Annotated in this window: 29 protein-coding genes; 7 read left to right on the forward strand and 22 right to left on the reverse strand. The window is 64.9% G+C overall.

Annotated elements, in window-relative coordinates; translation table 11 throughout:
• Nucleotides 1–4: 4 nt before the first annotated feature.
• From AC6CHY_RS04330 to AC6CHY_RS04400, 15 genes are all read right to left on the reverse strand, one after another.
• A complete protein-coding gene (locus AC6CHY_RS04330; RefSeq protein ID WP_498225673.1) occupies nt 5–1,615 on the reverse strand; it encodes a flagellar hook-length control protein FliK in 1,611 nt (536 codons plus the stop codon).
• Nucleotides 1,612–2,445: a C40 family peptidase gene (locus AC6CHY_RS04335; protein ID WP_498225674.1), complete on the reverse strand. Its 834-nt coding sequence runs from the start codon at nt 2,443–2,445 to the stop codon at nt 1,612–1,614. The genes AC6CHY_RS04330 and AC6CHY_RS04335 overlap by 4 nt, the downstream gene beginning before the upstream one ends.
• The gene (locus AC6CHY_RS04340; protein WP_498225676.1) at nt 2,442–2,867 is read right to left on the reverse strand and encodes a flagellar FliJ family protein; all 426 of its coding nucleotides are present in this window, start codon (nt 2,865–2,867) and stop codon (nt 2,442–2,444) included. The genes AC6CHY_RS04335 and AC6CHY_RS04340 overlap by 4 nt, the downstream gene beginning before the upstream one ends.
• Nucleotides 2,867–4,120 carry a FliI/YscN family ATPase gene (locus AC6CHY_RS04345; protein ID WP_498225764.1) on the reverse strand — a complete coding sequence of 418 codons (1,254 nt, stop codon included), beginning with the start codon at nt 4,118–4,120 and terminating at the stop codon, nt 2,867–2,869. The genes AC6CHY_RS04340 and AC6CHY_RS04345 overlap by 1 nt, the downstream gene beginning before the upstream one ends.
• A 62-nt stretch (nt 4,121–4,182) precedes the next feature.
• Nucleotides 4,183–4,797 (reverse strand): FliH/SctL family protein, encoded by a 615-nt coding sequence (locus AC6CHY_RS04350; protein WP_498225678.1) that lies wholly within the window; start codon nt 4,795–4,797, stop codon nt 4,183–4,185.
• Nucleotides 4,787–5,815 carry a flagellar motor switch protein FliG gene (gene fliG / locus AC6CHY_RS04355; RefSeq protein ID WP_498225679.1) on the reverse strand — a complete coding sequence of 343 codons (1,029 nt, stop codon included), beginning with the start codon at nt 5,813–5,815 and terminating at the stop codon, nt 4,787–4,789. Before fliG ends, AC6CHY_RS04350 begins: the two co-directional genes overlap by 11 nt.
• Nucleotides 5,815–7,407: a flagellar basal-body MS-ring/collar protein FliF gene (fliF, locus tag AC6CHY_RS04360; RefSeq protein ID WP_498225680.1), complete on the reverse strand. Its 1,593-nt coding sequence runs from the start codon at nt 7,405–7,407 to the stop codon at nt 5,815–5,817. The genes fliG and fliF overlap by 1 nt, the downstream gene beginning before the upstream one ends.
• Nucleotides 7,407–7,715, reverse strand: coding sequence for a flagellar hook-basal body complex protein FliE (fliE, locus tag AC6CHY_RS04365; protein ID WP_498225682.1), 309 nt, complete (start codon nt 7,713–7,715; stop codon nt 7,407–7,409). Before fliE ends, fliF begins: the two co-directional genes overlap by 1 nt.
• A complete protein-coding gene (locus AC6CHY_RS04370; protein ID WP_498225684.1) occupies nt 7,715–8,107 on the reverse strand; it encodes a flagellar basal body rod protein FlgC in 393 nt (130 codons plus the stop codon). The genes fliE and AC6CHY_RS04370 overlap by 1 nt, the downstream gene beginning before the upstream one ends.
• Complete coding sequence (locus AC6CHY_RS04375) at nt 8,107–8,448, reverse strand: flagellar basal body rod protein FlgB (RefSeq protein ID WP_498225686.1); 342 nt, start codon at nt 8,446–8,448, stop codon at nt 8,107–8,109. The genes AC6CHY_RS04370 and AC6CHY_RS04375 overlap by 1 nt, the downstream gene beginning before the upstream one ends.
• Nucleotides 8,449–8,562: 114 nt before the next feature.
• Nucleotides 8,563–8,844: a hypothetical protein gene (locus AC6CHY_RS04380; protein WP_498225688.1), complete on the reverse strand. Its 282-nt coding sequence runs from the start codon at nt 8,842–8,844 to the stop codon at nt 8,563–8,565.
• A 40-nt stretch (nt 8,845–8,884) separates the two neighbouring features.
• Nucleotides 8,885–9,292, reverse strand: a complete 408-nt coding sequence (gene fliS / locus AC6CHY_RS04385) for a flagellar export chaperone FliS (protein WP_498225690.1) — start codon at nt 9,290–9,292, stop codon at nt 8,885–8,887.
• Nucleotides 9,292–10,602 (reverse strand): flagellar filament capping protein FliD, encoded by a 1,311-nt coding sequence (gene fliD, locus AC6CHY_RS04390; RefSeq protein ID WP_498225692.1) that lies wholly within the window; start codon nt 10,600–10,602, stop codon nt 9,292–9,294. The genes fliS and fliD overlap by 1 nt, the downstream gene beginning before the upstream one ends.
• A gap of 163 nt (nt 10,603–10,765) precedes the next feature.
• A complete protein-coding gene (locus tag AC6CHY_RS04395) occupies nt 10,766–11,593 on the reverse strand; it encodes a flagellin N-terminal helical domain-containing protein (RefSeq protein ID WP_498225694.1) in 828 nt (275 codons plus the stop codon).
• Between the two features lie 119 nt (nt 11,594–11,712).
• On the reverse strand, nt 11,713–12,525 hold the full coding sequence (locus tag AC6CHY_RS04400; RefSeq protein WP_498225695.1) for a sigma-70 family RNA polymerase sigma factor: 813 nt from the start codon (nt 12,523–12,525) through the stop codon (nt 11,713–11,715).
• A gap of 239 nt (nt 12,526–12,764) precedes the next feature.
• Here AC6CHY_RS04400 and AC6CHY_RS04405 point away from each other — a divergent pair, with 239 nt between their 5' ends.
• From AC6CHY_RS04405 to AC6CHY_RS04435, 7 genes are all read left to right on the forward strand, one after another.
• Complete coding sequence (locus tag AC6CHY_RS04405) at nt 12,765–13,250, forward strand: flagellar protein FlgN (RefSeq protein ID WP_498225696.1); 486 nt, start codon at nt 12,765–12,767, stop codon at nt 13,248–13,250.
• 9 nt (nt 13,251–13,259) lie between these two features.
• Nucleotides 13,260–14,675 carry a flagellar hook-associated protein FlgK gene (gene flgK / locus AC6CHY_RS04410; protein WP_498225697.1) on the forward strand — a complete coding sequence of 472 codons (1,416 nt, stop codon included), beginning with the start codon at nt 13,260–13,262 and terminating at the stop codon, nt 14,673–14,675.
• 12 nt (nt 14,676–14,687) lie between these two features.
• Complete coding sequence (flgL, locus tag AC6CHY_RS04415; RefSeq protein WP_498225698.1) at nt 14,688–15,563, forward strand: flagellar hook-associated protein FlgL; 876 nt, start codon at nt 14,688–14,690, stop codon at nt 15,561–15,563.
• The gene (gene fliW, locus AC6CHY_RS04420; RefSeq protein WP_498225700.1) at nt 15,560–15,934 is read left to right on the forward strand and encodes a flagellar assembly protein FliW; all 375 of its coding nucleotides are present in this window, start codon (nt 15,560–15,562) and stop codon (nt 15,932–15,934) included. The genes flgL and fliW overlap by 4 nt, the downstream gene beginning before the upstream one ends.
• A 373-nt stretch (nt 15,935–16,307) precedes the next feature.
• Complete coding sequence (locus AC6CHY_RS04425; protein ID WP_498225702.1) at nt 16,308–17,177, forward strand: GDSL-type esterase/lipase family protein; 870 nt, start codon at nt 16,308–16,310, stop codon at nt 17,175–17,177.
• 106 nt (nt 17,178–17,283) lie between these two features.
• A complete protein-coding gene (locus AC6CHY_RS04430) occupies nt 17,284–18,534 on the forward strand; it encodes a class I SAM-dependent methyltransferase (protein ID WP_498225703.1) in 1,251 nt (416 codons plus the stop codon).
• A gap of 142 nt (nt 18,535–18,676) precedes the next feature.
• Nucleotides 18,677–19,819, forward strand: a complete 1,143-nt coding sequence (locus AC6CHY_RS04435; RefSeq protein ID WP_498225704.1) for a glutamate--cysteine ligase — start codon at nt 18,677–18,679, stop codon at nt 19,817–19,819.
• A 76-nt stretch (nt 19,820–19,895) separates the two neighbouring features.
• Here the strand turns inward: AC6CHY_RS04435 and tsaD are convergent, their stop codons facing one another.
• From tsaD to coaA, 7 genes are all read right to left on the reverse strand, one after another.
• The gene (tsaD, locus tag AC6CHY_RS04440) at nt 19,896–20,969 is read right to left on the reverse strand and encodes a tRNA (adenosine(37)-N6)-threonylcarbamoyltransferase complex transferase subunit TsaD (RefSeq protein ID WP_498225706.1); all 1,074 of its coding nucleotides are present in this window, start codon (nt 20,967–20,969) and stop codon (nt 19,896–19,898) included.
• 101 nt (nt 20,970–21,070) lie between these two features.
• Nucleotides 21,071–21,544 (reverse strand): ribosomal protein S18-alanine N-acetyltransferase, encoded by a 474-nt coding sequence (gene rimI / locus AC6CHY_RS04445; RefSeq protein WP_217389463.1) that lies wholly within the window; start codon nt 21,542–21,544, stop codon nt 21,071–21,073.
• An 8-nt stretch (nt 21,545–21,552) separates the two neighbouring features.
• The gene (gene tsaB, locus AC6CHY_RS04450) at nt 21,553–22,224 is read right to left on the reverse strand and encodes a tRNA (adenosine(37)-N6)-threonylcarbamoyltransferase complex dimerization subunit type 1 TsaB (protein WP_498225707.1); all 672 of its coding nucleotides are present in this window, start codon (nt 22,222–22,224) and stop codon (nt 21,553–21,555) included.
• 21 nt (nt 22,225–22,245) lie between these two features.
• Nucleotides 22,246–22,794: a tRNA (adenosine(37)-N6)-threonylcarbamoyltransferase complex ATPase subunit type 1 TsaE gene (gene tsaE / locus AC6CHY_RS04455; protein ID WP_418888841.1), complete on the reverse strand. Its 549-nt coding sequence runs from the start codon at nt 22,792–22,794 to the stop codon at nt 22,246–22,248.
• Complete coding sequence (gene alr / locus AC6CHY_RS04460) at nt 22,787–23,989, reverse strand: alanine racemase (protein ID WP_498225708.1); 1,203 nt, start codon at nt 23,987–23,989, stop codon at nt 22,787–22,789. The genes tsaE and alr overlap by 8 nt, the downstream gene beginning before the upstream one ends.
• Nucleotides 23,990–24,157: 168 nt before the next feature.
• A complete protein-coding gene (gene mscL, locus AC6CHY_RS04465; protein ID WP_217389524.1) occupies nt 24,158–24,556 on the reverse strand; it encodes a large conductance mechanosensitive channel protein MscL in 399 nt (132 codons plus the stop codon).
• 93 nt (nt 24,557–24,649) lie between these two features.
• Nucleotides 24,650–25,609: a type I pantothenate kinase gene (coaA, locus tag AC6CHY_RS04470; protein ID WP_217389459.1), complete on the reverse strand. Its 960-nt coding sequence runs from the start codon at nt 25,607–25,609 to the stop codon at nt 24,650–24,652.
• Between the last annotated feature and the right edge of the window lie 121 nt (nt 25,610–25,730).

Consider the following 25,730-nt stretch of genomic DNA (forward strand, 5'->3'; position numbering starts at 1 on the left):
CTTTCTAGGCCATCACGTCGAGATGGGAAGTGTCGTGCAGGGCCGTGGAGGTCACCTGGTCCTGTGGTTCGCGGGCGGGCTCGTCGCGGGTTCGCAATCCCGGAGCAGCGGTGGGAGCCAAGGGACGGGGGTCCCCGCCGCCAGCCCCCTGGCTGCCGCCGTGGCCGCCGGGTGTCGCGGCCGAGTCCGATCCGGCGGAGAGCGTGATGGTGCCGGATCCGCCGGCCGCCAATTCGCGGCGCAGTTCGGGCAGCATCGCCCGCAAGGCCTCGCGCCCGGCGTCCGTTGGCGCGGAGAGCTCCATGCGGATGCCCTCCCCGCCCAGGACCGCCTTGACGGTAATGGGGCCCAGCGCCTCGGGCGCGATGTTCACGCTCATTGTGCGTTCCCCGTGGGGACCGGCCGCCAGGGTCGCGATCGGCCCGAGCAACTGCCGGTGCAGTGGCGCGGGTGCCGGGGTGCGCACCACCGGGGTCTCCGCGGCCGATGCCCCGAGCGGCTCCACCGCAGCGACTCCCATGTCGGTGGAGAGCCGGGCGGGCGAAATGGAGGCGGTGGCGGCAACTCGCGCTTCTTCCTGGCCGGGTCCCACCGGGATTAACGGGGCCGTCGCGTTGGCTGCTGCGGGAGCCGCGTCCGAGCCCGGCAGTGCCTCGGCGGCTTCTCCGGCCGGTGCTTCCCCCCCGTGCCCGGGTGGGATTGGAGTGGCCGCCGCAGTGGGGGTCCGTGCGGGTTCGACAGCGTCGGGGCCCGCCCCCGGGGGAACTGGGTCTGCCGGAGATTCGGCCAAGACAGATGCAGGGGCTGCCTGCTCCAGTCGTGTGGCGGGCAGTCCCGCGTCGGAGATGGCAATCCCCGGTGTGGGTGCGACCGGCAGCGCGACCCCGGCTTCCGGCACCTGGGCAACTGCCCTGGGGACCTTGGCCACGGGAAGCGATCCGGCTCCCGGGTCCTCTGCAACCCCAGGCAGCTGCAACGTCAGCAGTGGAGTCTCCGCCACCGGGAACGGCGGTCGAGTAGCAGAGCCACGTGCCGTTTCCGCGGAAACCTGGGCAGTGGAACCTGCAAGGCCTTCGCTTCCGGTTGCCGTATCGACGTGCGCGGCAGTCGGTGTGGTGGCCGCTGCTCCTGCGGGCTGCGCCGTTGCGGCCACGAGAGCAGGATGCCGTACCCGCTCGTTCATGACGCCGCCGACAAGCGCAGTCGGTGCCGTGGTTGGCAGGGAAGCAATGTCGTTGGTTTCCGCCGGCTTCGGCTCGAGGGACGTTGCTGAGGATCGGTGGATGCCTGGTTGCCCGGTTTCGGCAGTCACCGTTTGCGCCGCGACCCCTTCCCGTGCCGGCGATGGGTGAATCCCTGGTTTCCCCGTTTCGGCAGACATCTCTTCGGCGGAGACTGCTTTCATGGCTTGCGTCTTGGTTGCCTCGGTTCCCGCGCCCGGTGTCGGCTTCGCGGGCATCGGCGGAGCGGAAACCATGGAGGCAAAAACCTCGGCGAACTCGCCGGCCGGAACCATCCCGGTGTCCTTCGGACCCCGGGCAGCGACGGATGCCGGCGTTGTTCCGCCGGCTGCCGCGGAGGCCGGCGGCAGTGCCGCGCGTGTCAAGGGAATCATGCGCCGTTCACCGCCGTGGAGAAGAGGGCACGCTGGGCCGCGACGGTGGACTCGGCCTGCAGCGCCTGCGTAGTCGCTGCTGCCGCCTTGGCCGGGGCAGGAATCTTGGACTCAGCCGGTGCTGTCGTTTCCGAGGGAACAATTCGGCGAATCGTCATGATTGTGGCATCCGTTTCAAAGAGCTCGCGGATGCTGACCGTCTCCCCCGGACGCGGGGCATGGATCATTTTGTTGTCGCCCAGGTAGATGCCGATGTGGCCACCGCCCCGGGTGACGATCAGGTCCCCCGGCCTGGCCTTTGCCAACGAGGGAACCTCGGTTCCCTCCTTGGCCTGTTGCCGGGCCACGCGCGGGAGTTCGACACCCAGGTCCCTGAAGGTGTGTTGGACGAAGGACGAGCAGTCGAGGCCGATCTTAGGGTTGTTGCCGCCCCACACGTACGGGATGCCAAGGTATTTCTTGGAGGCCTGGACCACGTCCGAGCCATCCACGCCGTCCGCCGTTGACGGCGGTTCGCCTACCGCCTTGGACCTGTCCACCGCGGTGTCGGATTTTGGCGCCGTGGCGGCAGAAGGCGTCGGGGCCGGGGCGGCGGGGGCGGCAGCCACGGAGGGTGCCATCGCCTGTTGCAGGGCCTGGGTGAAGGATGCAGGTGTCGCGGGAAGCGCACCGGAGGATGCACCGAGCCCCGGGACGGCACCGGCCAGCGCCATGGCCGTCGCGGAGCCGGCGGGCGATGCCTCGGTCTTCGCTGGTGCCGGGGTGCCGTTGACCCGGGCAAGTGTCGATTGGATCGCGCCGATGCGCGTGGCCATGTCGCTGAAGCTCACGGTGTCTTCCCTTCAAAAGCGTTGGTGGCCCCCAGGTCGTCGAGCAGGAATTGCTCGCGGGAGAGGGCTTCGGTTCGTACCTTTGTTTCGTGGCGGTCGGCCAGTTTTTCCAGGGCCTTGAGCTCCTGCCGCGCCTGCCGGTGGGCTTCGCGCGCTTGTTCCGCTTCGGTGTCCAGGGAGGAGACCAGGGTGTCCAGTTCCAGAAGCATGCCGCGTGTGGAAGCACGGGAGGCAACCAATGCCATGAGCGTCTCGCTGTCCACCGGTGCCTGTTCGGCCGTGGCCATGGCGTCTCGCATGGCGTTTCGTTCCAGGGTCCGCTGTCGCAGGCCCCTGTTGGCGGCGGCCAGCTCGCCGGCTGCCTTCGTTTCCTGCAGCCCGCGCAATCGCAGCAGGCCCGAAAGTGCAAATCCCCTGGACATCAGGACACCCCCATGTTCCGTAGCAATGAGTGAAGTTCGCCCCAGGATTGGGCGCCGGGAACGGGCTCTTCGAGCCGCTGCTGCAGGAAGCGGTTGATGGCGGCCTCATGGTCGACCGCCGCATCGGCCAGCGGGTTGCTTCCGCGCTGGTAGGCACCGACATCCAGGAGATCCTGCACGGAACGACGCGCGGCCATGAGCTTGCGCAGCGTGCCGGCGGCATTGGCTTGTTCCCTGCTGGTCACGCGGGAGGCGACGCGGGACACCGAGGCAAGCGCATCGATGGAGGGGAAATGGCCGGAGACCGCCAGCTTCCTGTCCAGGACAATGTGTCCGTCCAGCAGGGAGCGCGTGGCGTCAGCGATGGGTTCGTTGTGGTCGTCCCCGTCCACCAGCACGGTGTAGATCCCGGTGATGGAGCCTTCCGCGGAGGTCCCGGCCCGCTCGAGCAGGCGTGCCAGCAGGGAGAAGGTGGAGGGCGGGTAGCCGCGGGTTGCCGGCGGCTCCCCCGCAGAGAGCCCGATCTCGCGCTGTGCCATGGCCACGCGGGTCAGCGAATCCATCATGAGCAGCACCTGCGCACCGGACTCGCGGAAGGACTCGGCAATGCGCGTGGCCACGAAGGCCGCCCGCAGGCGCATGCGTGCGGGTTCGTCGGCGGTGGAGACCACGACGATTGAGCGGGCCAGGCCTTCGGGGCCCAGGTCTTCCTCCAGGAATTCACGGACCTCGCGCCCGCGCTCGCCGACCAGGGCAATGACGTTGACCTGGGCCGAGGTCCCGCGGGCGATCATGGACAGCAGGGAGGACTTGCCGACACCGGATCCGGCGAACAGCCCGATGCGCTGGCCGGCGCCCACCGCGGTGAGTGTATCCATGGCACGGACGCCTAGCTGCAGCGGGGTGGTGATCCGGCTTCGTTCCAGAGCGGCCGGTGCCTGGTGCTCCATGGGAACGAGCACATGCTCGCCCAGCGGACCGTGCCCGTCAATGGGCTGGCCCAACCCGTCCAGCACCCGGCCAAGCAGGCCCGTGCCGACGGGAATATAGGCGGCAGAACCCTTGCTGTGCACGAAGTCGCCGACGCGGATGTCGTCCATCGGTCCCAGCGGCATGCAGTGCAGGGTGTCGCGACGCGCCGCAACCACCTCGGCGGCGATCTTTTCATCCCCGATCTCCAACACGGTGCCCAGGGGCGCGTTCAGCCCGGAGACCTCGAGCCCCAGGCCAACCACGGAGCTCACCACTCCCATCCTCACGGGTTCGGCCGCCAGCAGGGCCGCGCCCAGGCCGGTCCAGGACCGTGCATCCAGGCTCACGGCGTTGCCCCGCGCAAGGCCTCGCAGGCCCGTTCCAGGGCGGTGGAGATGCGTGCGTCAAGGAATCCTTCGTCGAACGCGGTGAGCGCATCGCCGCGTGCCAGCGTGGCATCGGCAACCAGCGCGATCCCGGTTCCGGGAACCGTGCCCAGATCCAGCAGGGCAATGTCCTGCGGGTTCATGCGAATTTGGCGCACCGTGGCCTCGTCGATGCCGCCCATGGCGCGATCCAGTGCCGCCTTTGCCCCGAAGCGGTCGTTGGACAGTTCGGCGCCCACGATCTTCTCGGCCAGGAGGAGGGCCGATTCCACCAGCACGGTGGAGGCAGCTTCCAGCACCGGGACGGTGCGCGCATGCAGGGCATTGGCCGCGGCGCCCAGGGCGCGCACGGCCTCGGCGTGTTCGGCGGCACGTGCGGCATCCGCCCTTGCCGCTGCTAATGCCAGGTCCTCGCGCTGGGTCCTGGCCACCGCCTCGGCGGCACGGATGCCCTGCGCGTAGCCGGTGGCATATCCATGTGCCTGCGAGTTTCCCTGCTCGCGTCGGGCGGCAGGGGACGGTGCCAGGGCACCGAAGTGGGCGGGTTCGAAGGCCGCCGGATCAGAGGACATAGTCTTCCTCGTCGCCGCGCTTGATGGTGATCTCGCCGCTGGCTTCCAGCGCCCGGATGGACTGGACCACGTCGGCACGTGCCTCCTCGACCTGCGAGACCCGCACCTTTCCCATGGAGGAGATCTCGGCGTCCAGGATTTCCTTGGTGCGGTCGGAGATGTTGGCGCGGATCGTTTCCTCGACCTCGGCGGCGGCACCCTTGAGGGCGAAGGCGAGGGTCGAGGCATCGACGCCGCGCAACACGCGTTGCACGTCGCGCCGGTCGAACTTGACCAGATCCGCGAATGAGAGCATGCGCGAGCGCACCTCCTCGGCCAGCTCCGGATCGTGTTCGTCGAGGGAGGCGAGCAGGTCCTTTTCGATCGTGATGTCCGAGCGGTTCAGGATGTCGACCAGTGGTTGGATGCCTCCGACCGCTTCGAGTGGTTCGTGCGTCGTGATGACCGACCCCGTGCGTTTCTTCAGTTCCTCGGCCACCACGCGAACGGCCTCGGGCACGGCGGTGCCCATGGTGGCCAGGGACCTGGCGGATTCGGTGCGCAGCGGAGCCTCGAATCCGGCCAGGACGGCCGAGGCGACCTCGGGGCGCAGGTGGGCCAGGACCAGGGCGATGGTTTGCGGCAGTTCGCCGTCGAGCAGCGAACCGATGTGCGCCGGTTCGGTGCCGTCGAGGAATTCAAAGGTCATCCCCGCCATTGTGGAGGAAAGGCGGTTCATGACCGTGCTGGCCTTTTCGCTGCCGAAGGAGGCCTCCAAAAGTCCGGCGGCCATGTCCCGTCCGCCACGTGCGCTCGGCTTGCCGGAGGTCGCCAGATCATGGATCTCGCGGACCGTGTCTTCCACCAGGGAAGAGTCCACCCGGCGCAGGCGCACCAGCTCGGCGGCAATCTCGTCTGCCTCGAATTCGGTGAACTGGCGCATGACTTCCGCCGCGTTGTCCTGGTCCAATTGCATCAGCATGATGGCGACCTTTTGGGTGCCGGTCAGCTTCCCGGGCGTGCCGGATCCTTGGGCCATTATTCGTTCCCCTTGTCATCCATCACGGCGCGCAGGTAGTCGGCCATCTTGGCAGGGTCCCTGGCCGCGAGGGCCGAAAGTTCATCGCGCTTGACGTGATGGGGCGTGACCAGCTCGGCCACGGGCGCCACGGCCGGAACCTGGCTGATGGCCATGGTGTCCGGGTGGGCTACCTCCGCGGGCGCCGGCGGCAGCGAGGTGAATTCACGGAACTCGCCCAGGTCGACGGGTTCCCGGTTTTGCTTGTTTCGCCGCACGTACAGGGCGTAGACAACGGCAAGGATCAGGGCCAGGCCAATGACCCCCGCAATGATCAGGGAGCGCTGCAGTTCCGCGGTGCGGGCCGCCTCCTCGGCCGCGGCGGCAGCCGCGAGTGCTTCCTCCGCGGCTGCGGCGCCGTCTGCGTTGAATGGCACGACCGAGACGTTCACGGTGTCGTTGCGTTCCTCGTCGATGCCGGCGGCCGTGCTGACCATTTGGGTGATGTCGGGGATGCTCAGTCCCTGGGTGGCGGCGGAGTTCAGGGCGACGGACACGCTTTGGCGGTTGAGGTTTCCGGAGGGGATCAAGCGGTTCTCGGTCACCTTGTTCACCGCGTTGGTGCGTTGGTTGTCGGTGGAGGTGAAGGTTCCCTCGCCGGCGGTGCCGCCGGGCACCGCAATGTTGTCGGGGCCGAGCACTCCCGCGCCGGCACCGCCGGTCCCCTCGTATTCCTCTTCCTTGCTGGATTCGGTGAGCGCGGGTTCGCCTTCGGGGTTGGTAAAGGATTCTTCGGTTCGTTCCGCCGACTCAAGGCTCAGGTCCGCGGCCACCGCGACCGTGGCGTTGCCGGGCCCCACCACGCGGTCGAGCATGGCCTGGATGACGCCGGCAACCCGGGTTTCGTAGTCGGCTGCCTGCTTCTCGGCGCCGCCGGTCAACCCGACTCCCGCAGCCGACAGCAATTTTCCGGTGGAGTCCACGACCGAGATGTCCTCGGCCTTCATCCCGTCAACGGCGGCGGACGTCAGATGCACGATTGCCTGCACCTGGTCGCTGCCCAGGGTCACGTTGGGCTTGGTTTCAACGAAGATCGAAGCGGTCGGATTGGTCTTTGATTCCACGAAGACGGTTTGTTCGGGGATGGCAAGCTTGACCGAGGCCAGGTTGACGCCGTCCATGGCCTGGATGGTGGTGGCCAGCTCGCCTTCGAGGGCGCGCTTGTAGGTGACAGACTGCTGGAATTCGCTGGAGGTCACGCCCATGTCGTCAAGCAGCGAGTATCCGCTCGTGCCTGCGCTGGGCAGCCCCGCCGCGGCGGCCTTGAGCCGGGAGTCGTACACGTTGGCCTCGGGCACCAGGATGGTGCCCCCTCCCCCGGTGAGCTCGTAGGGAACCGAATCGGCCTTCAACTGCTCGACGACCCCGGAGGCATCCTCGGGCGCGAGGCCCGTAAACAACGGGGTCATCTTGGGCTGGCTCATGAAGGAAACCAGGGCGATGGTTCCCAACACCAGCACGGCAATGCCGATCAAGGCAATGGTGCGTTGCGCCAGGCTGAAGCCGCGCACGGCCTCCATGGTCTTGGCCAATGGGGCTGGAACGTTGGCCACTAGGCTTGCATCCTCATGACCTCGTTGAATGCCTCAACGCCGCGATTCCTGAAGGTCGATATCATTTCCAGCGCGACCGCGGAACGCGTCGAGGCCAGCGTTGCGGCGTGGATGTCTGTCAGGTCCCCGGTCACGGCCTTGATTGAAAGGTCGTTGGACGTCGCCTGCAGGGATTGGACCTGGTCCACTGCACCGCCGAGTGCGGTGGCGAAGGCGGAGCCGTCGGTGGCTGGTGCTCCAGCGGGTTTCAGGTACCCGGTGGCAAGGGTCGGGCTGACGCCCGCGACGGGGCCGATTTCGAAGGCCATTACTGGTTGCGTCCGATCTGAAGGGCTGCTTGGTACGTTTCCTTGGCGCGGTCCACCACGGCCGCGTTGACCTGGTAACCGCGCTGGGCCATGATCAGGGACCCCATTTGCTCGGACATGTCGATGTCCGGGTAGCGGACGTAGCCTTCCTCGTCTGCCAGCGGGTGGTTGGGTTCATGCACGAGACGGCCTTCGGCATCCCCGAATTCCGAACCGGCGACATATACGCCCGTGTTTTCGGCGCCGGCCTGGGCCAGCACATAACGGGCCCGGAATGCCTCGCCGTCCGTGGCGGTGGCCGTGTTTGCGTTGGCGAGGTTGTCGGAAACGGCATCAAGCCATTTACGGTGAACTGTCAAAGCGGTGCCGGCGATGCCGATTGCGTCAAGCATTAGTTGCTCCGAAGTGCGGTGCGGATGGAGTTGAACGGCCCCGATGCGGCCTGCGTGGCGAATTGGTAGCGCAACACGGTGTCGATGTTGGACAGTGTCTCGGTGTCCAGGTTGACGTTGTTTCCGTCGAGGCGCGTGGGCTCCAGCGAGGTGGAGGTGGTGGCAGCCGTGGCGCCGTTGCCTTCGGCGACGGACTTGGCCAGCGCGGACTCGAACTCAACGCGGCGGGCGTGGTAGCCAGGGGTGTTGACGTTCGCGATGTTGTTTGCGATGGCACGCTGCCGCAGGGCCAAGCCATCCAAGGCGCTTTCCAGCGCCAGGGATGTGACGGAATTGAACACGACGAATCGCTCCAAGGTCGTTGTGTGGCCCGTCCGTGGGCGCAAAGGGGAAATGAGCAATCCGTGCTCATAAGAGACAATCGGCCACCTAAGGTGGGCCGTTAGCTATATGGGTTATCCGACCGAATCAAGGTAAATGGAGGTCGCTCCCGCCTCCCGCGGGACCGATGTCACGGCGCGAAGCTGCCGTGCGGCTTCGTCGCGCCGCTGTTCCAGAACCGGCTTGAGCGTTTCCATTGCCTCTAGCAGTAATGTGGCCCGCGGTGCCAGCGCCGAGGGCAAATCGCCGATCCCCGCAGGTGGATGCCACGACGTGGCGGGCAGCTCCCGCTGCAGCTCTTCATCGGGGGCGCAGTCGCGCAGTCCGGCCAGCTGGTCCTCCAACTCGTCAAGCACACGTACCCATTCCCCGGAATTCCGGACCGGCACCGGCTGACTAGCCAATGTGGACTCCGCCGGCGCTCGGGACGATCGGAGCCGACGCCGCCTCGTGCCAGGTTTGCCGCAGCGGCTCCATGAGTCCGATCGCCTGCCGGGTCAACACGGTGTCGCGTTTGATGTTGGCATCAATCAGCAGCTGGGTGGCGAAAGCATAGATGCTGTGCAGCCCCGGGGCGCCCGACCATGCCTCGGCGTTCAAGCTGGAGACGAGCTCTGAAATGATGGCTTGGGCGTGCACCAGGTTTTCCGAGGCCGCCGGCCAATCCTCTGCCAGCTGCGCGGCTTCGGCGCGATTCAGGTCCACCAGCAGGCGGTCGTAGAGCATGGTGAGCAGACGTGCCGGGCTTGCCGAAAGGATGGCCTCGCGTTTGAGTTGGGCACGCTTCTGGGCGGGGTTCATCATCACTTCGATTGGTTGTTTGTCGGGAGCGAGGCCAGTTGCGAGGCCAGGTAGGACTGTTGGGAGTTGAGGTTGCTCAGCTGCACCTCAAGGGTCGAATAGATGCGCTTGAGCGTTGCTTCCCTCTTGTTCAGACGCAGATCCCAATCGGCAATCTGGTCATCCAACCGGGTCACCAGGGATTCCTGGCCGGTGATCCGGGAGGTGATTGCCCCCTCGTACTTGTCCGACAGCGCCGTAGACACGGTGGCGACTCGCGAGGAGATCGTCCGCAATACCGTCTCGACCCGTGCAGGGTCATCGGCAAGGGCCGCGGCGAATTTCTCGGCATCGAATTCGAGCTTGCCATCCTTGGTGATGGATATGCCGATTTCCGAGGGCGACCGAGAATCAATGGGCATGATCGCGGCATCCATGACGCGTTGTTTGACGTCGCGGGCGGTACTGTCCCCGGTGAAGATCATGCCCTTGGTGGCACCGCCGGCGCCGGTGGTGACAGCGGAATTCGCGGCAATGAAACCGAAGAGACTGTTGAGGGTATCCACCAGATCCGAGGCGGTCTTTGAGGTGGCTTCTGTGTCTCGTTGGACGGTAACCGTGACGGGTTCGGCCGACACCTTCGCAACGGTGACATCGACCCCGGGCAGCAGGGACGTGAAGGTGTTGGTGGTGGAGCTGATGGCCTGTTCGGCTGCGGTGCCGGACCAGAGAGTGACCTCCGCGTCCTGGGCGGCACGGACCTGCGTCATCGGAACGGTGGTTCCGGAAATCGTGAAGGAGTTCTCGACACCGGTTTCGCTGGAGGAAAACTGCACCCGGTACTGGTCGTTGCCGGCGGAGATCTTGGCGGCCTTGACTCCCGAGTCGGAGGCGTTGACGGCCGAAATGATGTCATCCAAGGAATTCGATTGTGCCGCGATGACAGTTTCGGTCCCGTCGGCCGCGGTGATGGTGAAACTGGATTCGGCCCATGCAGTGACCGGGTCCGAGACCTGCAATTGACCTTGGGCCAGTTTGGTGACTGTAATGTCCAAGGTTCCCGGGCTGGCCCCTGCGGATGCGGTTGCCTTGACTCCGTCGGTGCTGGTCGTCGTGCTGAAAAGCTGCAAGGACTCCGACTTGGCCAGCTTCATGGTCAACGTGGCCAGGTCCGCAACCTTGGTGTTCAACGCCTGCAAGGCGGATACCAAGGTCTGGGTGGCACTGACCTTGTTCTTCAGGATGTTCTGCGGGATCGCCTCGACCTGCATCAAGGATTTGATCAGTGCTGTGGTGTCGAGTCCGCTTGCTAGTCCGTCAAGTGCCAGGCCCATATTGTCTCCGCTTCTACCTTTGGTGTGGATACCGCGAATCTCCCGTGACAGGCGCCTGACTCAGTGAGTCGGTGCCTGTCACGGGAGATCGTTGGATGCTTGGCGTTTTCCGGAAACCATCCGTGGTTCCAAAAGCGCCTAGCTGCTAATCGGCTTTGGATGCTTAGCCGAGGAGCTGCAGGACACCCTGGTTGGACTGGTTGGCCTGCGCGAGCATGGCGGTACCGGCCTGGGACAGGATGTTCGAGCGGGTGAAGTTCACCATTTCGCCGGCCATGTCGACGTCGCGGATGCGGGACTCTGCAGCCTGCAGGTTCTCGCGGGAGACGTTGAGGGAGTTGATGGCGGATTCGAAGCGGTTCTGCACTGCACCCAAGCCGGCACGTGCCGTGGAGGTTGCGGTGATCTCCGTGTCGACTGCGGCAATGCTGGCCAGCGAGTTGGCGGCGGAGTCAACCGTGAGTGCCTTGACCGCTGCGCCCAGACCGGAGAAGTCGGTCATGGTGACCGCGATCTGGTCCTCTGCGGCGGTGCTGCCGGCGCCGACCTGGAAGGTCAGGGTCGGAACCGAACCATCAAGCAGCTTGATGCCGTTGAAGTTGGTCGAGGCGCCGATACGGGTGAGCTCGTCGCCGAGGGCGTCGATTTCGGTCTTGATGGCGCCACGGGATTCGGCGTTGTTCGAGTCGTTGGCACCCTGGACGGCCAGGTCACGGACGCGCTGCAGGATGGAGTGGACCTCGGTCAGGGCGCCTTCGGCGGTCTGGATGACCGAGATGCCGTCCTGGGCGTTGCGGGCTGCAACGTTCAGGCCGTTGACCTGCGAGCGCAGACCCTCGGAAATTGCCAGACCGGCAGCGTCATCGGCGGCGCGGTTGATGCGCAGGCCCGAGGACAGCTTCTCCAGCGACTTGGAGAGGTCGTTCTGCGTGTTGGAAAGGTTGCGGTGAGCGTTCAGTGCCGCGATGTTGGTGTTGATCTGCATACCCATGGTGAATTCCTCCGTGAGACGGGTGTTTGTACCGAGGTCCGTCCGTGGACCTCAATCACCGACTATCGGCAGCCGAATTACGCTTGTTAGCGATTGAAGGAAAATGTTCTTCGGGCGGGCTAGGCGGAAGGCGAGAACCTATTTGCTGGCAGACCTGCGATCCCGCCGGCGACACGCTCGCCAAGGTCCTTGAGATAGAGCTCGCGACGCTGGGTCGCGGCACGGGTCAGGGTCGTTTCGGGCGCGGGTGCCTGTTCAGGTACGTAGCGCATCTGCAGGCCCTCGTGAAGCAGCTTCATGGCCGTGGTGCGTCTCTGGGAAACCGCCGAATGAGTGACACCCATTTCGGCGGCAAGATCCTTCACCGTTGATCCCTTGAAATAGATGCGTTCGATGATGACGCGCAGGTTTTCCGGCAATGCGGCAACCGCATCCCGGATCACCTTCGTGCGCTCCGCCTCGAGCAGGGCCTCTTCGGGGGTTTCGGTTCCGGAAACCAAATAGTCATTCATGGTGTCCTCGATGGACACCACCGTGCGGGCCGAATCGCTCAAGATGGCAAGGGTGGCTTCCTGGTCCATGCCGAGGGCCTCGGATAGCTCGGAAACCGTGGGGGTTCGGCCCAGCGCTGCCGTCAGGGATTCCTGAACCGTTCGGGTCGCGGTGATTTTCTTCCGGGCTCCCCGGGTGGCCCAGTCATTTGAGCGCATGTCGTCCGCGAACGCCCCAAGGATGCGCCGGCGGGCGTAGGCACCGAAGGGAACGCCAAGGGTGTCGTCGAAGGCATCCGCCGCAGTAATGAGTGCGATGGCCCCCACCGAAGCAAGGTCTTCACGGGAGAGATGCGTGGCCTTGGCGCATAATTCCGCCGCCAGATATCCAACGAGGGGAAGGTTCTCTAAAACCATCTGGTTGCGTGCCTGTCGCTCCACCCGGATCGTCCTTGTCAATTTGAGTGATGATCAAGCCACCGGTTGTTGCCGGTGGCCACGTACGTTTTTCCCCAAACGCGAATTGCCCCAGAAATGATGTTAGCCGGAATATCCCCAAAAAGCGGATTTGAAAGCCACCTAAATCGAAGTTGTACAGCTAACGTTCACTTTGAGCCGGCCGATAGACTTCAGTAACTGGGGATTTATTGGGGGCACAACAGTCTGAAGGGATGCAAGTCATGGGAACCAATGAGCTTTCGGCCCTGTTGTGGAAAGAACGGGAACTACTGGAGCTGCTTCACTTCAAGTTGGAGGAAGAGCATCTGTTGCTGGTTTCCGGGAAGTCGCAATGGATAGCGCTGGCGACGCGGGAGATCGAGAACATTCTCGAAAAGGTCCACGCCGCCGGCCTGTCCCGCGCCTTGGAGGCGTCGCAGCTTGCGTCGAATTGGGGACTCGACGCCGCTTCACCGTTGTCCAAGATCATTGAGGCCGCACCTCCGGGTCCGTGGAATGAGATCCTCACCGCGCATCTGACCGCCCTGCGGGACACCACTGCCGAGATCACCAGGCTGCGGGACACCAACGAGCAGTTCTTGCGCGCGGCCTACCGCTCGACCCAGGAAACACTGGCGACCCTCGGCGAGGACACCTCGCTGTACGGCCCCTCCGGGGGTTCGGCATCACATGGCTCCGGTGCACACATCATCGACACGAATCTGTAGGGAACTGACATGAGTACGTTCGGCGGACTAAATACGGCCATGTCCGGCCTCAACGCGGCGCGCCTTGCCATGGAAACGGCCGGAAACAACCTGGCCAATGTGGGAACCACCGGATACACGCGCCAGCGAGCTGACTTTGTTTCGGCCGGATCCGTCGCGTCAACGGGCATGCTGGCGTCCCGGCCCGGCGTGGGCCAGGGCGTAGTGCTCACCGGCATAGCCCGACTCGCCGATGCCCACCTGGATGCGCGCGTGCGCGGGACCGTGGCCCTGGCAGCCCAGTCCGACACCCGTGCCGAGGGCCTGACTAACCTCGAAGGGATCCTGCGGGAACCGGGCGAGAACGGCCTCTCCGCGTTGCTCAATGACTTTTGGGCGGGCTGGGAGGACGTGGCCAACCAGCCCGGCGAGTCCTCCCCCGCCGCTGTCCTGCTGGAACGTGCCAAGGCCGTAGTTAACCGGATCGGCCTGTCCCGCAGCGAGCTCACCGACCAGTGGGCGGCCCAACGCCAATCCCTGGACACCATGGTCAGCGACGTCAATGCAGCAGCAAACACCGTGGCCGGACTCAACGCCCAGATCCGTTCCTCCATCGCATCCGGGGGAACTCCCAACGCCTTGTTGGACCAGCGCGCCGCGCTCACCCAAGGCATTGCCGAGCTCTCCGGGGCGAGTGTCCGGGAGTTGCCCGACGGCACCGTGGATGTCCTGATTGATGGCAACGCCTTGGTCACCGGCTCAACGGCCCGGCCGTTGGAGGTAACCGGCTCGGCAACCTTTGACGGCGGCACGGCCCCGTCCTTGCAGTGGGCCCACCGCCCCGGCCAACCCGTCGCGCTGCAAGGCGGCCGCCTCGCCGGAACCGTCTCCCTGCTTGCACCGGCCGATGCCACTGGAACCGGCGGTTCCTTGGCGGAAGCGGCGAAGTCCCTGGACGACGTGGCCCGGAAACTTGCCGAAACCGTCAACACCGCCCAGGCCAACGGCAAGACGGTGGACGGCAATCCCGGTCCGCCGTTCTTTGACATCGACCCGAACGATGCGGCCCGCTCGCTCAAGGTGGTTGCCACCGGAGCCAACGACCTGGCCACCGCCGGTGCCGGTGGCGGCAAGCTGGACGGTTCCAATGCCTCGCGCATTTCCACCTTCGGGGACTCGCCCGATGGACCGGACGCGTTGTGGGCCACCATGGTCATCAAGATCGGAACCGCCACCAAGGCTGAGGCCCAGCAGGCCGTCTCGGCTGCGGTCGCGGCGGCAGGAGCCGTCAATGCCCAGCACTCCGTCTCGGCGGTGTCAATCGATGAGGAGAACGTTGCGCTCATTGCCAACCAGCATGCCTTCCAGGGCGCCGCAAGGGTCATGACGGCAATCGACGAAATGCTCGATACCCTGATCAACCGCACCGGCCTCGTCGGACGATAAAGGAGCAGGCCCATGACCCGAATCACCACCGCGTCGCTGACCACCACCACCGAGCGCAACCTGCAGGCCGCCATGGCGCGCCTGGCCACGATACAGAACAAGGCCGGCACCCAAAAGGAAATCAGCCGGCCCAGTGACGACCCGGCAGGGACCGCCAACGTCATGGCCCTCCGCGCGAATCAGCGCCAAAATGAACAGTTCAGTCGCAATGTACAGGACGCCAACGGCTGGCTTTCCACCGCTGACAATGCCATGGCGGCCGCCACCGACCTTCTCCAGCAGGTACGCGACCTCACGGTCAAGGGCGCCAATGACGGTGCCCTGTCCCCCGATGCCAAGGAGGCCATCGCGCTGGAACTGGACGCACTTCACGACGCCCTGCTCACCGCGGCGAATACCCAATTCATGGGGCGCCACGTCTTTGCCGGCACTGCGGATGGTCCCAATGCCGTTGATTCCACCTACGTCTTCTCCGGTACCAGCGGCGTGGAACGCCGGATCGGGGCGAATTCGAGCGTCCGCGTCGATGCCGACGGCGCCCAGGTCTTCGGGCAGGGCAACGCCAGCGTCTTTCAACTCGTGAAGGACATCGCCATGGACCTGCGCAACGGGACGAATATTTCTGCACGCGTCGAAGAAGTCGATGACGGTCTCCAAAAGGTCCTCGGTGCGCAGGCGACGATTGGTGCCAGCCACGCGGCGGTCCTGGCCGCCGACGATGCGCTGCTTGCCGATTCCGTTTCCTTGGAGGCGCGGCGCAGCGGCATCGAGGACATCGACCTGGGGTCGGTCATCCTGGAACTCAAGACCCAGGAGGTCGCCTACCAGGCCGCGCTGTCCGCCGCCTCCCGCACCCTGCAGCCCTCGCTGATGGATTTCCTGCGATGAGCCGCGTATTGGTACCGGCAGCGCCGCTGCCCGGATTCCCCGAAGCCACCACGTTGTCCCTCGAGCCCGTCGAGGGTGCATTGGGGTTGTACGCGCTGGCCTCCCCGCAAGCCGCCGGACTGCGCCTCTTCGTCTTGGACGCAGCCCTGCACCTTGCCAACTACAAGCCGGTGTTCACCAACGACCAGATGGCATTGGTGGGTGACCCGGCGCCGGGTTCCCGCGGCGTACTGGTCATTGTGAATACCTCCGACCACCGGGCGAGCGTCAACCTGTTCGCCCCGCTGGTATTCAATGCCGACACCGGCAGCTGCGCCCAGGTCATCCTTGAAGGCCAAGACTGGCCCCTCCGTTCCGCACTGCCACTCTAGGCCATACTGCCGGTTGCCCCGGCGGCACGTGCTCCGTGCTTGCGAACAGCGGCCACCGCCGCGCGTCACTGCCGATTGGGGCCGTGCAGCACTTCGCTCTTCGGCCCCAGCACCGATTCCCCTCCCGCAAGTCTGTTTTATGCGGAATGCGAACCCTAGGATTGGCTGTACGCGCGAGCCCGATGCCTCGGTCTCGCCGATTGACAACCGATCGTGCATTGCGCGCGGACGGCAGGTGGTTCGGGCCTTGGGGTACGAACCACGGGCACCCGCCGGTGACGGCCCGCTGCCCCGCTCATGGCCACCCGACCATTCGGGCAGTCGGCGGCACGTCATCGACGTCCCGCCCTGTTGAAAGCAGGGGATCTTTCCCATGGCCCGCATCAAGGCACCTCGACTTCTCACGATTCTTTCCGCCGGCATCGCCGCATTCGCTTTGTCATTGGCCGGCATGGGACCCGCCACGGCCCTCGCCCCACCAACCGAAAAAAGTTCGCCCGGGGTGGTGAACTACGTCAACCTCGGCGACTCCTATTCTGCAGGGTACGGTTCGGGATCCCTGACGGCCGGCCCGCTGCCGGGTTGCCTGCAGGGCAGCGGCCCAACCCACGTGAGCAAGATTGCGGCCCTGGACCCCGTGAACCTGGAACTGAACGCAGCCTGCGCCGGTCTGACCACCACCCAAATCGCGGGAGTGGCTTCAATGGTTTCACCACAACTTGCCACCGCGGACCTGACCACCCTTACCCTCGGTGCCAATGACCTGGACATCCGGGGACTGGTCCTGGCATGCAGCACCCTGGGCTCGGATGCAGGCTGCGATCAGGCCCTTGCCGTGGGGGCATCCATGATCCCGGCAATCGGTGCCTCGGCCCGCCAAACGCTGCAATTGCTGGACTCGATGACGACCGGGGAAATCCTGGTGTTGGGCTACCCGCGGCTGTTCACCGCTTCCAACGGCGATCAACCCCTGATCACGGCCGCCCGGGCGCGGGACCTCAACGCCCTCGGGGACCTGCTCAATGAGGCCGTCCGAACCGCCGCGGACCCGACGAGTGCCAAGTTCGTTCCAGTGCTCGGACCGTTCAACAACCATGGCCTGGGTGCCGAAGATCCCTGGATTCACTTCAACCTGGCAAACCTCGCCGACCCGTTCAACCTGCACCCCACCACAACGGGCTATCTAGAGGGCTACTACCCAGCGGTGCGCAGCCACATCCACCTCAACCGGTTGGTCCGCTAGGTACCCCTGCGAAAAGGGACTGCCCGGCAACGCCTTGGGATCGCGGGGCGGGGTCGTCCTTCCGCCGCGCCGCGGACGGGCCATCATCCGTACTAGGCTTGAACCCATGGCAAATCAAAGCTCCGAGGCCGCGGCATCCCAACTGGCAATCCTGTTGACCACCCAGGGGTGGGAACTTCTGAACTCGGTCGACCCGTCCGCTGCCGGAACCAAGGAAGCGGCACTGAATCTCAACCTGTCCTTGCGCAAGGCCGGTCACCCGGTGGAATTGGTGACGGCGGTGGTCCAGCAGGCACAGCTCCGCTCCAAGGCCCGAACCAAATTCGGCCCCTTTGCCGACCGGATGGTCTTCACGCCGGCCGGACTGGAACAGGCGACGCGACTCAAGCTCGCCGGGCTCCATGCCCAGCGCTTCACGCGTGCCGGGATCAAGAAGGTTGCCGACCTCGGATGCGGAATCGGTGCCGATTCGCTCGCGCTGGCCAGCGCCGAGATCGAGGTCACCGCCGTGGAAATGGACGAAACAACCGCGGCGGCCGCCACGCTGAACCTCATGCCGTGGCCCAGCGCCACCGTGGTCAATGCGGATGCCACCGAGTTCGACCTATCCGGTTTTGACGGGGTGTGGCTCGACCCCGCCCGTCGCACCACCGACACCTCCGGCACCTCGCGGATCTTCGACCCCGAGGCCTTCAGCCCGCCACTGTCCTTCGTCGAGTCTCTTGCCGACCGCGGCCTGGCCGTGGGCGTGAAGATGGGTCCGGGCTTGCCGCATGAGGCTGTACCCGCCAATTGCGAGGTCCAGTGGGTGTCCATCAACGGCGACGTGACGGAGGCGGCGCTGTGGTTCGGCCCGCTGGCCCGCCCGGGGATCCGCCGCGCTGCCCTGGTGATTGCCGCCCATGGCGCCACCGAGCTGACCAGCCCGGTGGACTTCGATCCCGACGCCGCGCTGCGCGGCGACGTGCCGGTGGGCGAAATCGATTCCTACATCTACGAACCTGACGGTGCGGTGATCCGCGCCGGGCTGATCGATGAATTGCTCAAGAAGACCGGCGGGCACCTCATCGATCCGCGCATCGCTTACTTCAGCACTGAAGATCCCGTTGAAACTCCGTTGGCCAAGGCCTACAAGGTCCTGGCCGTGCGGCCCTACCATGTGAAAAACCTCCGCGCCTGGGTCAAGGCTGAGAAAATCGGCGTGCTGGACATCAAGAAGCGCGGCATGGACGTCACCCCGGAGGAACTGCGCAAAATCCTGCTGGCGGGCACCGGGCGCGACGCGAAGAACAAGGCCACCTTGATCCTCACCCGCGTTGGAGAGCAGCGCTTCGCCATCGAAGTCGAGCCGGTCTAGCCGCTGTGACTGCACGCACACCGTCCTGAACCGCGAAAATGCCGCCGAACCTCCATCGGTGGCGTCAAGCGCGCCCTTTCGCTCGATAGACTTGCAGGAACAACATATTGGGGTGGTTCGCCGCATAAGACATGGAGGTTCAGTGCAAATAGATTTCGCATCATCACGCCAATCCACACTTGGTGTGGAATGGGAAGTTGCATTGGTGGATCGCCATACTTCCGACCTGCGTTCGGTAGCCGAGGAAGTCCTGGCCGAATTGAACGTCCGCCACGGATCCCTGGCCATCGACGAGGAACATCCCCACGTGAAGCAGGAACTGCTGCTGAACACCGTGGAGATTGTTACAGGTGTCTGCGAAACAGTTGCCCAGGCCAAGGCCCAATTGCACGAAAACCTGGTGGCGGTCCGCGAGGTCACCGACCCCATGGACGTCGACCTGTACTGCGCCGGTTCCCACCCCTTTGCGCCTCCCAAGCTGCAGCCGGTCACCGACAAGGACCGCTACGCCAAGATGATCGACCGCACCCAATGGTGGGGCCAGCAAATGGTGATCTACGGGGTGCACGTGCACGTCGGCCTGGACTCGCGCGCCAAGGCCCTGCCGATAGTGGACGGGCTGATCAACTACCAGGCGCACTTTCAGGCGCTCTCGGCCTCCAGCCCCTTCTGGGGCGGGGAGGACACCGGTTACGCCTCGCACCGGGCATTGATGTTCCAGCAGCTTCCCACCGCCGGAATCCCGTACCACTTCCCGACTTGGGAACAATACGAGTCCTATGTCGCCGACATGTTGCACACCGGCGTCATTGACGACATCTCGGAAATCCGCTGGGACGTGCGCCCCGTCCCACGCTTCGGGACTGTCGAAATGCGCATCTCCGACGGGCTCTCGTCGCTGCAGGACATCGGCGCCATCGCCGCCCTCACCCAATGCCTGGTGGATGACATGTCCACCAACATCGACAACGGCGGCACCATCCCCGTCATGCCGCCCTGGTACCGGGTCGAAAACAAGTGGCGCGCCGCCCGCTATGGCATGGAAGCCATCATCATCCTCAACGCGGCCGGGGACGAAATGCTCGTGACCGAACACTTGCTCCAGGAACTCGTTCGCCTGGCCCCCGTTGCCGAAAAGCTTGGCTGCAGTGCCGAGCTCGCCGATGTGGAGCGCATCATCAAGGGCGGTGCAGGCTACCAGTGGCAGCACAAGATCGCCGCGGCCCACAACGGCAACCTGCGTGAAGTCGTCAAGGACAACGTGCGCCGAATGCACTTGGCCTAGGCGAAAGCCTAGTGGCACCCATGCGAAAGGGTGGATGGGCATTTGCCCATCCACCCTTTCGCGTTCCCGGCCGATTCTAGACGGCCAGTGAAATCAGGCTCACCGGCTGCCCGGAGTCGGTGGAGAACCCCAACCCGGTTGGAAGCACCCCATCGTCCACCAGCTGGGCACCCAGCGCCGCGACCATGGCTCCGTTGTCCGTGCAGAGGCTGCGCGGGGGCACTCGCAAGGTGATCCCGGCCGAGGCGCAGCGGGCCGCCAGCAACTCGCGCAGGCGGGAATTGGCGGCCACCCCTCCCCCCAACAAGAGATTGGTCAGTCCGTTTTCGCGGCAGGCACGCACGGCCTTGGAAGTGATCACGTCGACCACCGCTTCCTGGAAGCTGGCGGCGATGTCAGCCACCGGAACCTCCTCGCCACGCTTTTGGTATTGCTCGACGCAGCGCGCCACGGCGGTCTTGAGGCCCGAGAAGGAGAAATCGTGGCGGTGCCTCCCCGGGTTTTCCTCGGTTCCCACGAACTTGGGCAAAGTCAGCCCGCGCGGGAACCGGATGGCCTTCGGGTCGCCTTCCTTGGCGATCCGGTCAATGACCGGGCCCCCGGGGTAACCCAGCCCCAGCAGGCGGGCGACCTTGTCATAGGCTTCCCCTGCCGCGTCATCGATGGTGGCTCCAAGCAGCCGCACATCCGACGTCAGCGAATTGACCTGAAGGATTTCGGTATGGCCACCGGAGACCAGCAGCGCCCCGAGGTTCTCGGGCAGCTCTCCCCCGTCCAGGATGCCCACGCCGACGTGTGCGACCAGGTGGTTAATCGCGTAAAGGGGCTTGCCCGTAGCCAGGGCCAGGGCCTTGGCCGCGGAGACGCCCACCATCAGTGCGCCGGAGAGCCCGGGGCCGCTGGTCACCGCAATCGCGTCGATCTCCGCGAGCGTCACCCCGGCATCCTTGAGGGCAGATTCGAGTGTCGGAACAAAGGCATCCAGGTGGGCCCGGGAAGCAATCTCGGGAATGACACCGCCGAAGCGCACGTGTTCCTCCATCGAGGAAGCCACGGCATTGACCAACAGCTCGGTCCCGCGCACGATACCCACCCCGGTTTCGTCACAGGAGGATTCAATGCCAAGGACAAGCGGTGCAGAAAGGGACATGGAACCAATTTTAGGTTGCCCGGCCCGGTTTCGGCGAAGCGGCCTCCACTGGGCGGGCGAAAGACCGACAATCCGTTGCTTCGGGCCTCGGCCACTCCAGCTCAATCGCCCAGGATGAGCACCTTGCGCATGATCACCGCGTCGACACCGTCGCGGTAGTAGCGGGCCCGTCGGTGGATGGCATCGAAGCCATGGCGCTCATAGAGCTCCCGGGCGCGGGGATTGTCCTCCCTGACCTCCAACAACAGGTCCGTGGCGCTGCGGCCGATCGCGGTGTCGATCATGAGGCGCAAAAGATGCGTTCCGATCCCCCTGCCCTCGTAGTCGGGGGCCACCGCAATGGTCTGCACGTCGGCCAGCGGCAGCACGCACATCAGCCCGCAATAGGCAACGATCTTCCCGGCATCCAACACCACCCAGTAATTCCGGGTCTCCTTCTGGTCCAGCTCGCCAAAGAACATATCCAAGGGCCAGGCGTCGGCGGGGAAAAGGGCCTTTTCCATTTCCCAGACCTCGGCCACGTCCTCGTGAACCATCTCGCGGGTCACCAGGCCCGCCAGTGCGGGGTTGGCCATTGCCCGACTCACAGCAGTTTGCCCTTCATGACCGCGGGAACCTTCGCATCGGATTCGCGCAGGTAGAGCGGCTCGGTCCCCAACAGCGGCTGTCCGGAGGCCAGGGCCCGGACGGCACGGGTGCCCAGCGAAACCGCTCCGGGGTGGGCGGACTCGAAGCCGGGCACCACCTCGGCACCCACGGCCGCCAGGCGCTCGGCGTACAGCCCTCCGCCGGCCCCGTACACGGGTCCGGCCGGCAACTCCTCGGCAACGGTCACATACGGGCCCCCAACCAGCACTCCGGTGTTGTCGTAGCGGGCCCAATAAAGTTCCTTGCGGCGAGCGTCGATAGCCACGGTGAATTCCCCAGCCGGGCCCTGCGCAACGGCGTCAAGGGCTATCGCGTCCAAACTCATGACGCCGTGGACTCCGATTCCCCAGACAAAGCCCAGGGTCCGGGCGGTGGCCAGACCCACGCGCAAACCGGTGAAGGGACCTGGTCCCACACCGACCGCGATCGCGTCAGGGATCCGGCCGCCGGCCTGCGCCAGCAGGGACTCGATGGCCGGAGAAAGGACCTCGGAGTGGTCGTTGCCGACGCTTGAGGTAAAGGAGCCCGCCACGGTCACGGTGGAGTCCGTGGATTCGAGCAAGGCCGCCGAGGCGTTGGCGGAAGTATCAATGGCCAGTACAAGCATGTATGCGGTTCCCTTGGTGCTCTAGCGTTCGAAGTCTGTCAACAACGCGGCCAAACCGGGATCGTTCTCCCAGCGCGGGCCGAAGGCCGCGATCCGGATGGTGCGTGGCTCGTCGTCTTCGCCCTCGTTGAAGTCGAAGACCAGGTCCTCGTGGATTTCGGCCGAACCGGGTCGCAGCAGCACGATTTCGAGCCTGGAGTCGCTGAGCTGTTCCACCTTGCCCGCACCCCATTCCACCACCGTGACGGACTGGCCCATGCTCGCCTCGAGGTCGAGGTCGTCGAGTTCCGCGGCGCTGGCGAGCCGGTACGCATCCACGTGCACCAGGTCGGGTCCGTGGCCCAGTGCCGGGTGGATGCGTGAGATCACGAAAGTGGGCGAGATGATGCCTTCGCGCACCCCCATGCCCAGCCCCAGGCCCTGGGTGAAGGTGGTTTTTCCGGCGCCAAGTTCCCCGGTCAGGATCACCAGGTCCCCGGCGCGCATGATCCCTCCGAGGCGGTGGGCGAAGTCGCGAGTTTCGGCGATGTCGGCCACCGCAAGCTCGGCGGCTATCGAGGCCTCACTCACCGGATTCACCCCAGGAACCCTCCACGAGCCGACGCGGCACGCGGGGTGAAACGCGGGTCACGATTTCGTAGTTGATGGTTCCAGCCGCGTCCGCCCACTCGGTCGCACTCGGGCCGCCGTCGCCGAAGAGAATAACCTCGGAACCGAGGATTTCATCGACATCGACGTCCGGGCCCAGGTCCACCACGAACTGGTCCATAGCAATGGTGCCGCGCACCAGGTAGGTCTTGCCGTTGATGCTCACCGGAGCATTCGAGGCCGAACGCGGCACGCCGTCGGCATAGCCCATCGGGACCAAGCCCAGGTACGTTTCCCGCTCGGTGTGGTACCTCAGTCCGTAGCCCACGCCCTGGCCAGCGGGAACCTTCTTCACGTTCGCGATCCGGCTCATCAAGGTCATTGCGGGGCGCAACCCATAGCGCGAGGGGTCTTCCCCGGCAAAGGGGCTCAGCCCGTACAGGCCCAGTCCCAGCCGCACCATGTCGTAGTGGGCATCGGGACGGGTGAGGATTGCGGGGGTGTTGGCAATGTGCCGCACCTCGAGGTCAAATCCAGCATCCTCGGCCAGGATAACAGCCTGGTTGAAGGCGGCCAGCTGGTCGTCCGTTTCCGGGCGTTCGGGCTCGTCGGCCACGGCCAGGTGGGAGAAGATACCCACCACGCGCATCAGACCCTCTTCCTGGTAGCTGGCGGCACGCCCCAGCAGGAGCTCCCATTGGTCGGCCATGCAGCCGTTGCGGCCCAGACCGGTGTCGATCTTCAGGTGGACGCGGGCGGGCTGGGCGGCTGCCTGCGCCGCGCGGGCCACGTGCTCGAGTTCCCAGCCCGAAACCGCCAAGTCAATGTTCGCGGCAATGGCCGCCTCGAAGGGGGTGTCCGCGGTGTGCAGCCATGCCAGCAGCGGAGTCTCCAACCCCTCTTCGCGCAGCTTCAGGGCCTCGGTGACGTGGGCGCAGCCCAGCCAGGTGGCCCCGGCCTGCACCGCCGCGCGGCCCACGGCCACCGCCCCGTGTCCGTAGCCGTCCGCCTTGACCACGGCCATCACCGCGGCCGGGGCGACCAGCTCGGCCACGCGCTTCACGTTTTCACGGATGTTGGCCAGATCGATGACTGCGCGCCGTTCCCAGGCCGACGACGTTGTCTCATCCTGGGGGTGGGCTGGTTTTTCGGTCTGTTGGGTTGATTGTGCACTCACCCATCCATCATCCCACTATCCCCGTGGTGCATGCTTCAGGGGCACGCCACCGATGGCCGTGGCCGTCGTCCTGACGGCGCCGGGCGCGACGAAGCCCCGGTGGCCTGATCATGTGAACAGGGCCGCCAGGGCTTCGTTATTGGCTGATAGGGAAGTGTTGCAGCGAGTTTAGAGCGCTCGGCTGCGGAGCTCGTCGCGGATTTCGGCCAGCAGGGCAACCTGCGGGTCCAATTCCTCGGCGGGCTCTTCGACGCCCAGGCGGGCCTGGCGCTTTTCGCTGAGGTGCTTCATCGGCAAAACGACCACGAAGTAGATGGCGGCAGCAATGAGGATGAAGTTCACCAGGACGGTCAAGAACACACCGAACTTGATGGCAACGCCGTCGCCGATCGTGACAATCAGGAAATCGTCGAAGTTCGGCGAACCCACCAATGCGGCAATCAAAGGCATGATGATGTTCTCAACCAATGACTTGACCACGGCGCCGAAAGCAGCACCAATGACAACGGCAACGGCAAGGTCAACAACGTTGCCCTGCATAATGAAATCTCTGAATCCTTTTAACATGTGCCCAGCTTTGCACACGATGGTAGTGGTCAACAGATGGTGACGCGGATATTTTTCAAAATTTGCGATACGTTCATCCGCTGGATTCGCAAGTCAGATCTTGCGAAGAAGCATTCGTCGGATCGAATGATCAGCGGATTTACTAAGCACAAGTTGTGCGCGGCCACGCGTCGGAATGACATTTTCCCGAAGGTTCGGCTCATTGATTCTTTTCCAGATTCCGTGTGCGGTTTCCCTGGCTTCCTCGTCGCTCAGTGATGCATAACGGTGGAAATAGGATGCGGGGTCCGAGAACGCACCGGACCGCAGTTTCATGAATCGGCGGATGTACCATTCCTCGATGTCCGCTGTGCGGGCGTCAACATAGACGGAGAAGTCAAAGAAATCACTCAGGGCCAGGCCTGCAGTGCCATCAAGGCGCGCCCGTGCGGGCTGAAGCACATTTAGGCCCTCCACGATCAGCACCTGAGGAGAACGCACCACGACTTCCTTGCCCGGAACGATGTCGTAGGTGAGGTGCGAGTACCAGGGCGCGCGCACCTCCGGCGCGCCGGATTTCACCTCGGAGACGAAACGTAACAGTCGACGCCGGTCGTAGGATTCCGGAAATCCCTTGCGGTGCATGATGCCGCGTTTTTCCAGGTCCACGTTCGGATACAGGAAGCCGTCGGTGGTAATCAATTGCACGTCGGGGGTGTCGGGCCAGCGGCGCAAGAGCTCCTGCAGCACGCGGGCCGTGGTCGACTTGCCCACCGCAACGGAACCGGCCACGCCGATGACAAAGGGCGTGCGCCGGGTGCTCTCCCCCAGGAAGGTGTTGGTGGCTTGGTGAAGCGCGGCCGACCCCTGGACATAGAGGTTGAGAAGGCGCGATAGAGGGAGATAGACCTCGCGCACCTCGGCGAGATTGAGTTGCTCGCCGAGCCCGCTGAGCCGGCGCAGGTCCGCTTCATCCAGCGGTTGCTTGAGTTCGTTGGACAGTCTTGCCCAGGTTTGGCGGTCCAATTCGACGAAGGGTGTTGCACTGTAGTCGACCGCACGCTGTCCATTCACGCCTTGAATTGTGCCAACAATCCGCCCGTATTCCCAAACTTAACCTTTTGGCCATACTCCGGACGCGTGGGCATGCACACATATTTTTAAGACCAGCCGTCAGCGCAAATGAACGTGGAGG

This window comes from Paeniglutamicibacter sp. GQ140 (assembly GCF_059759235.1).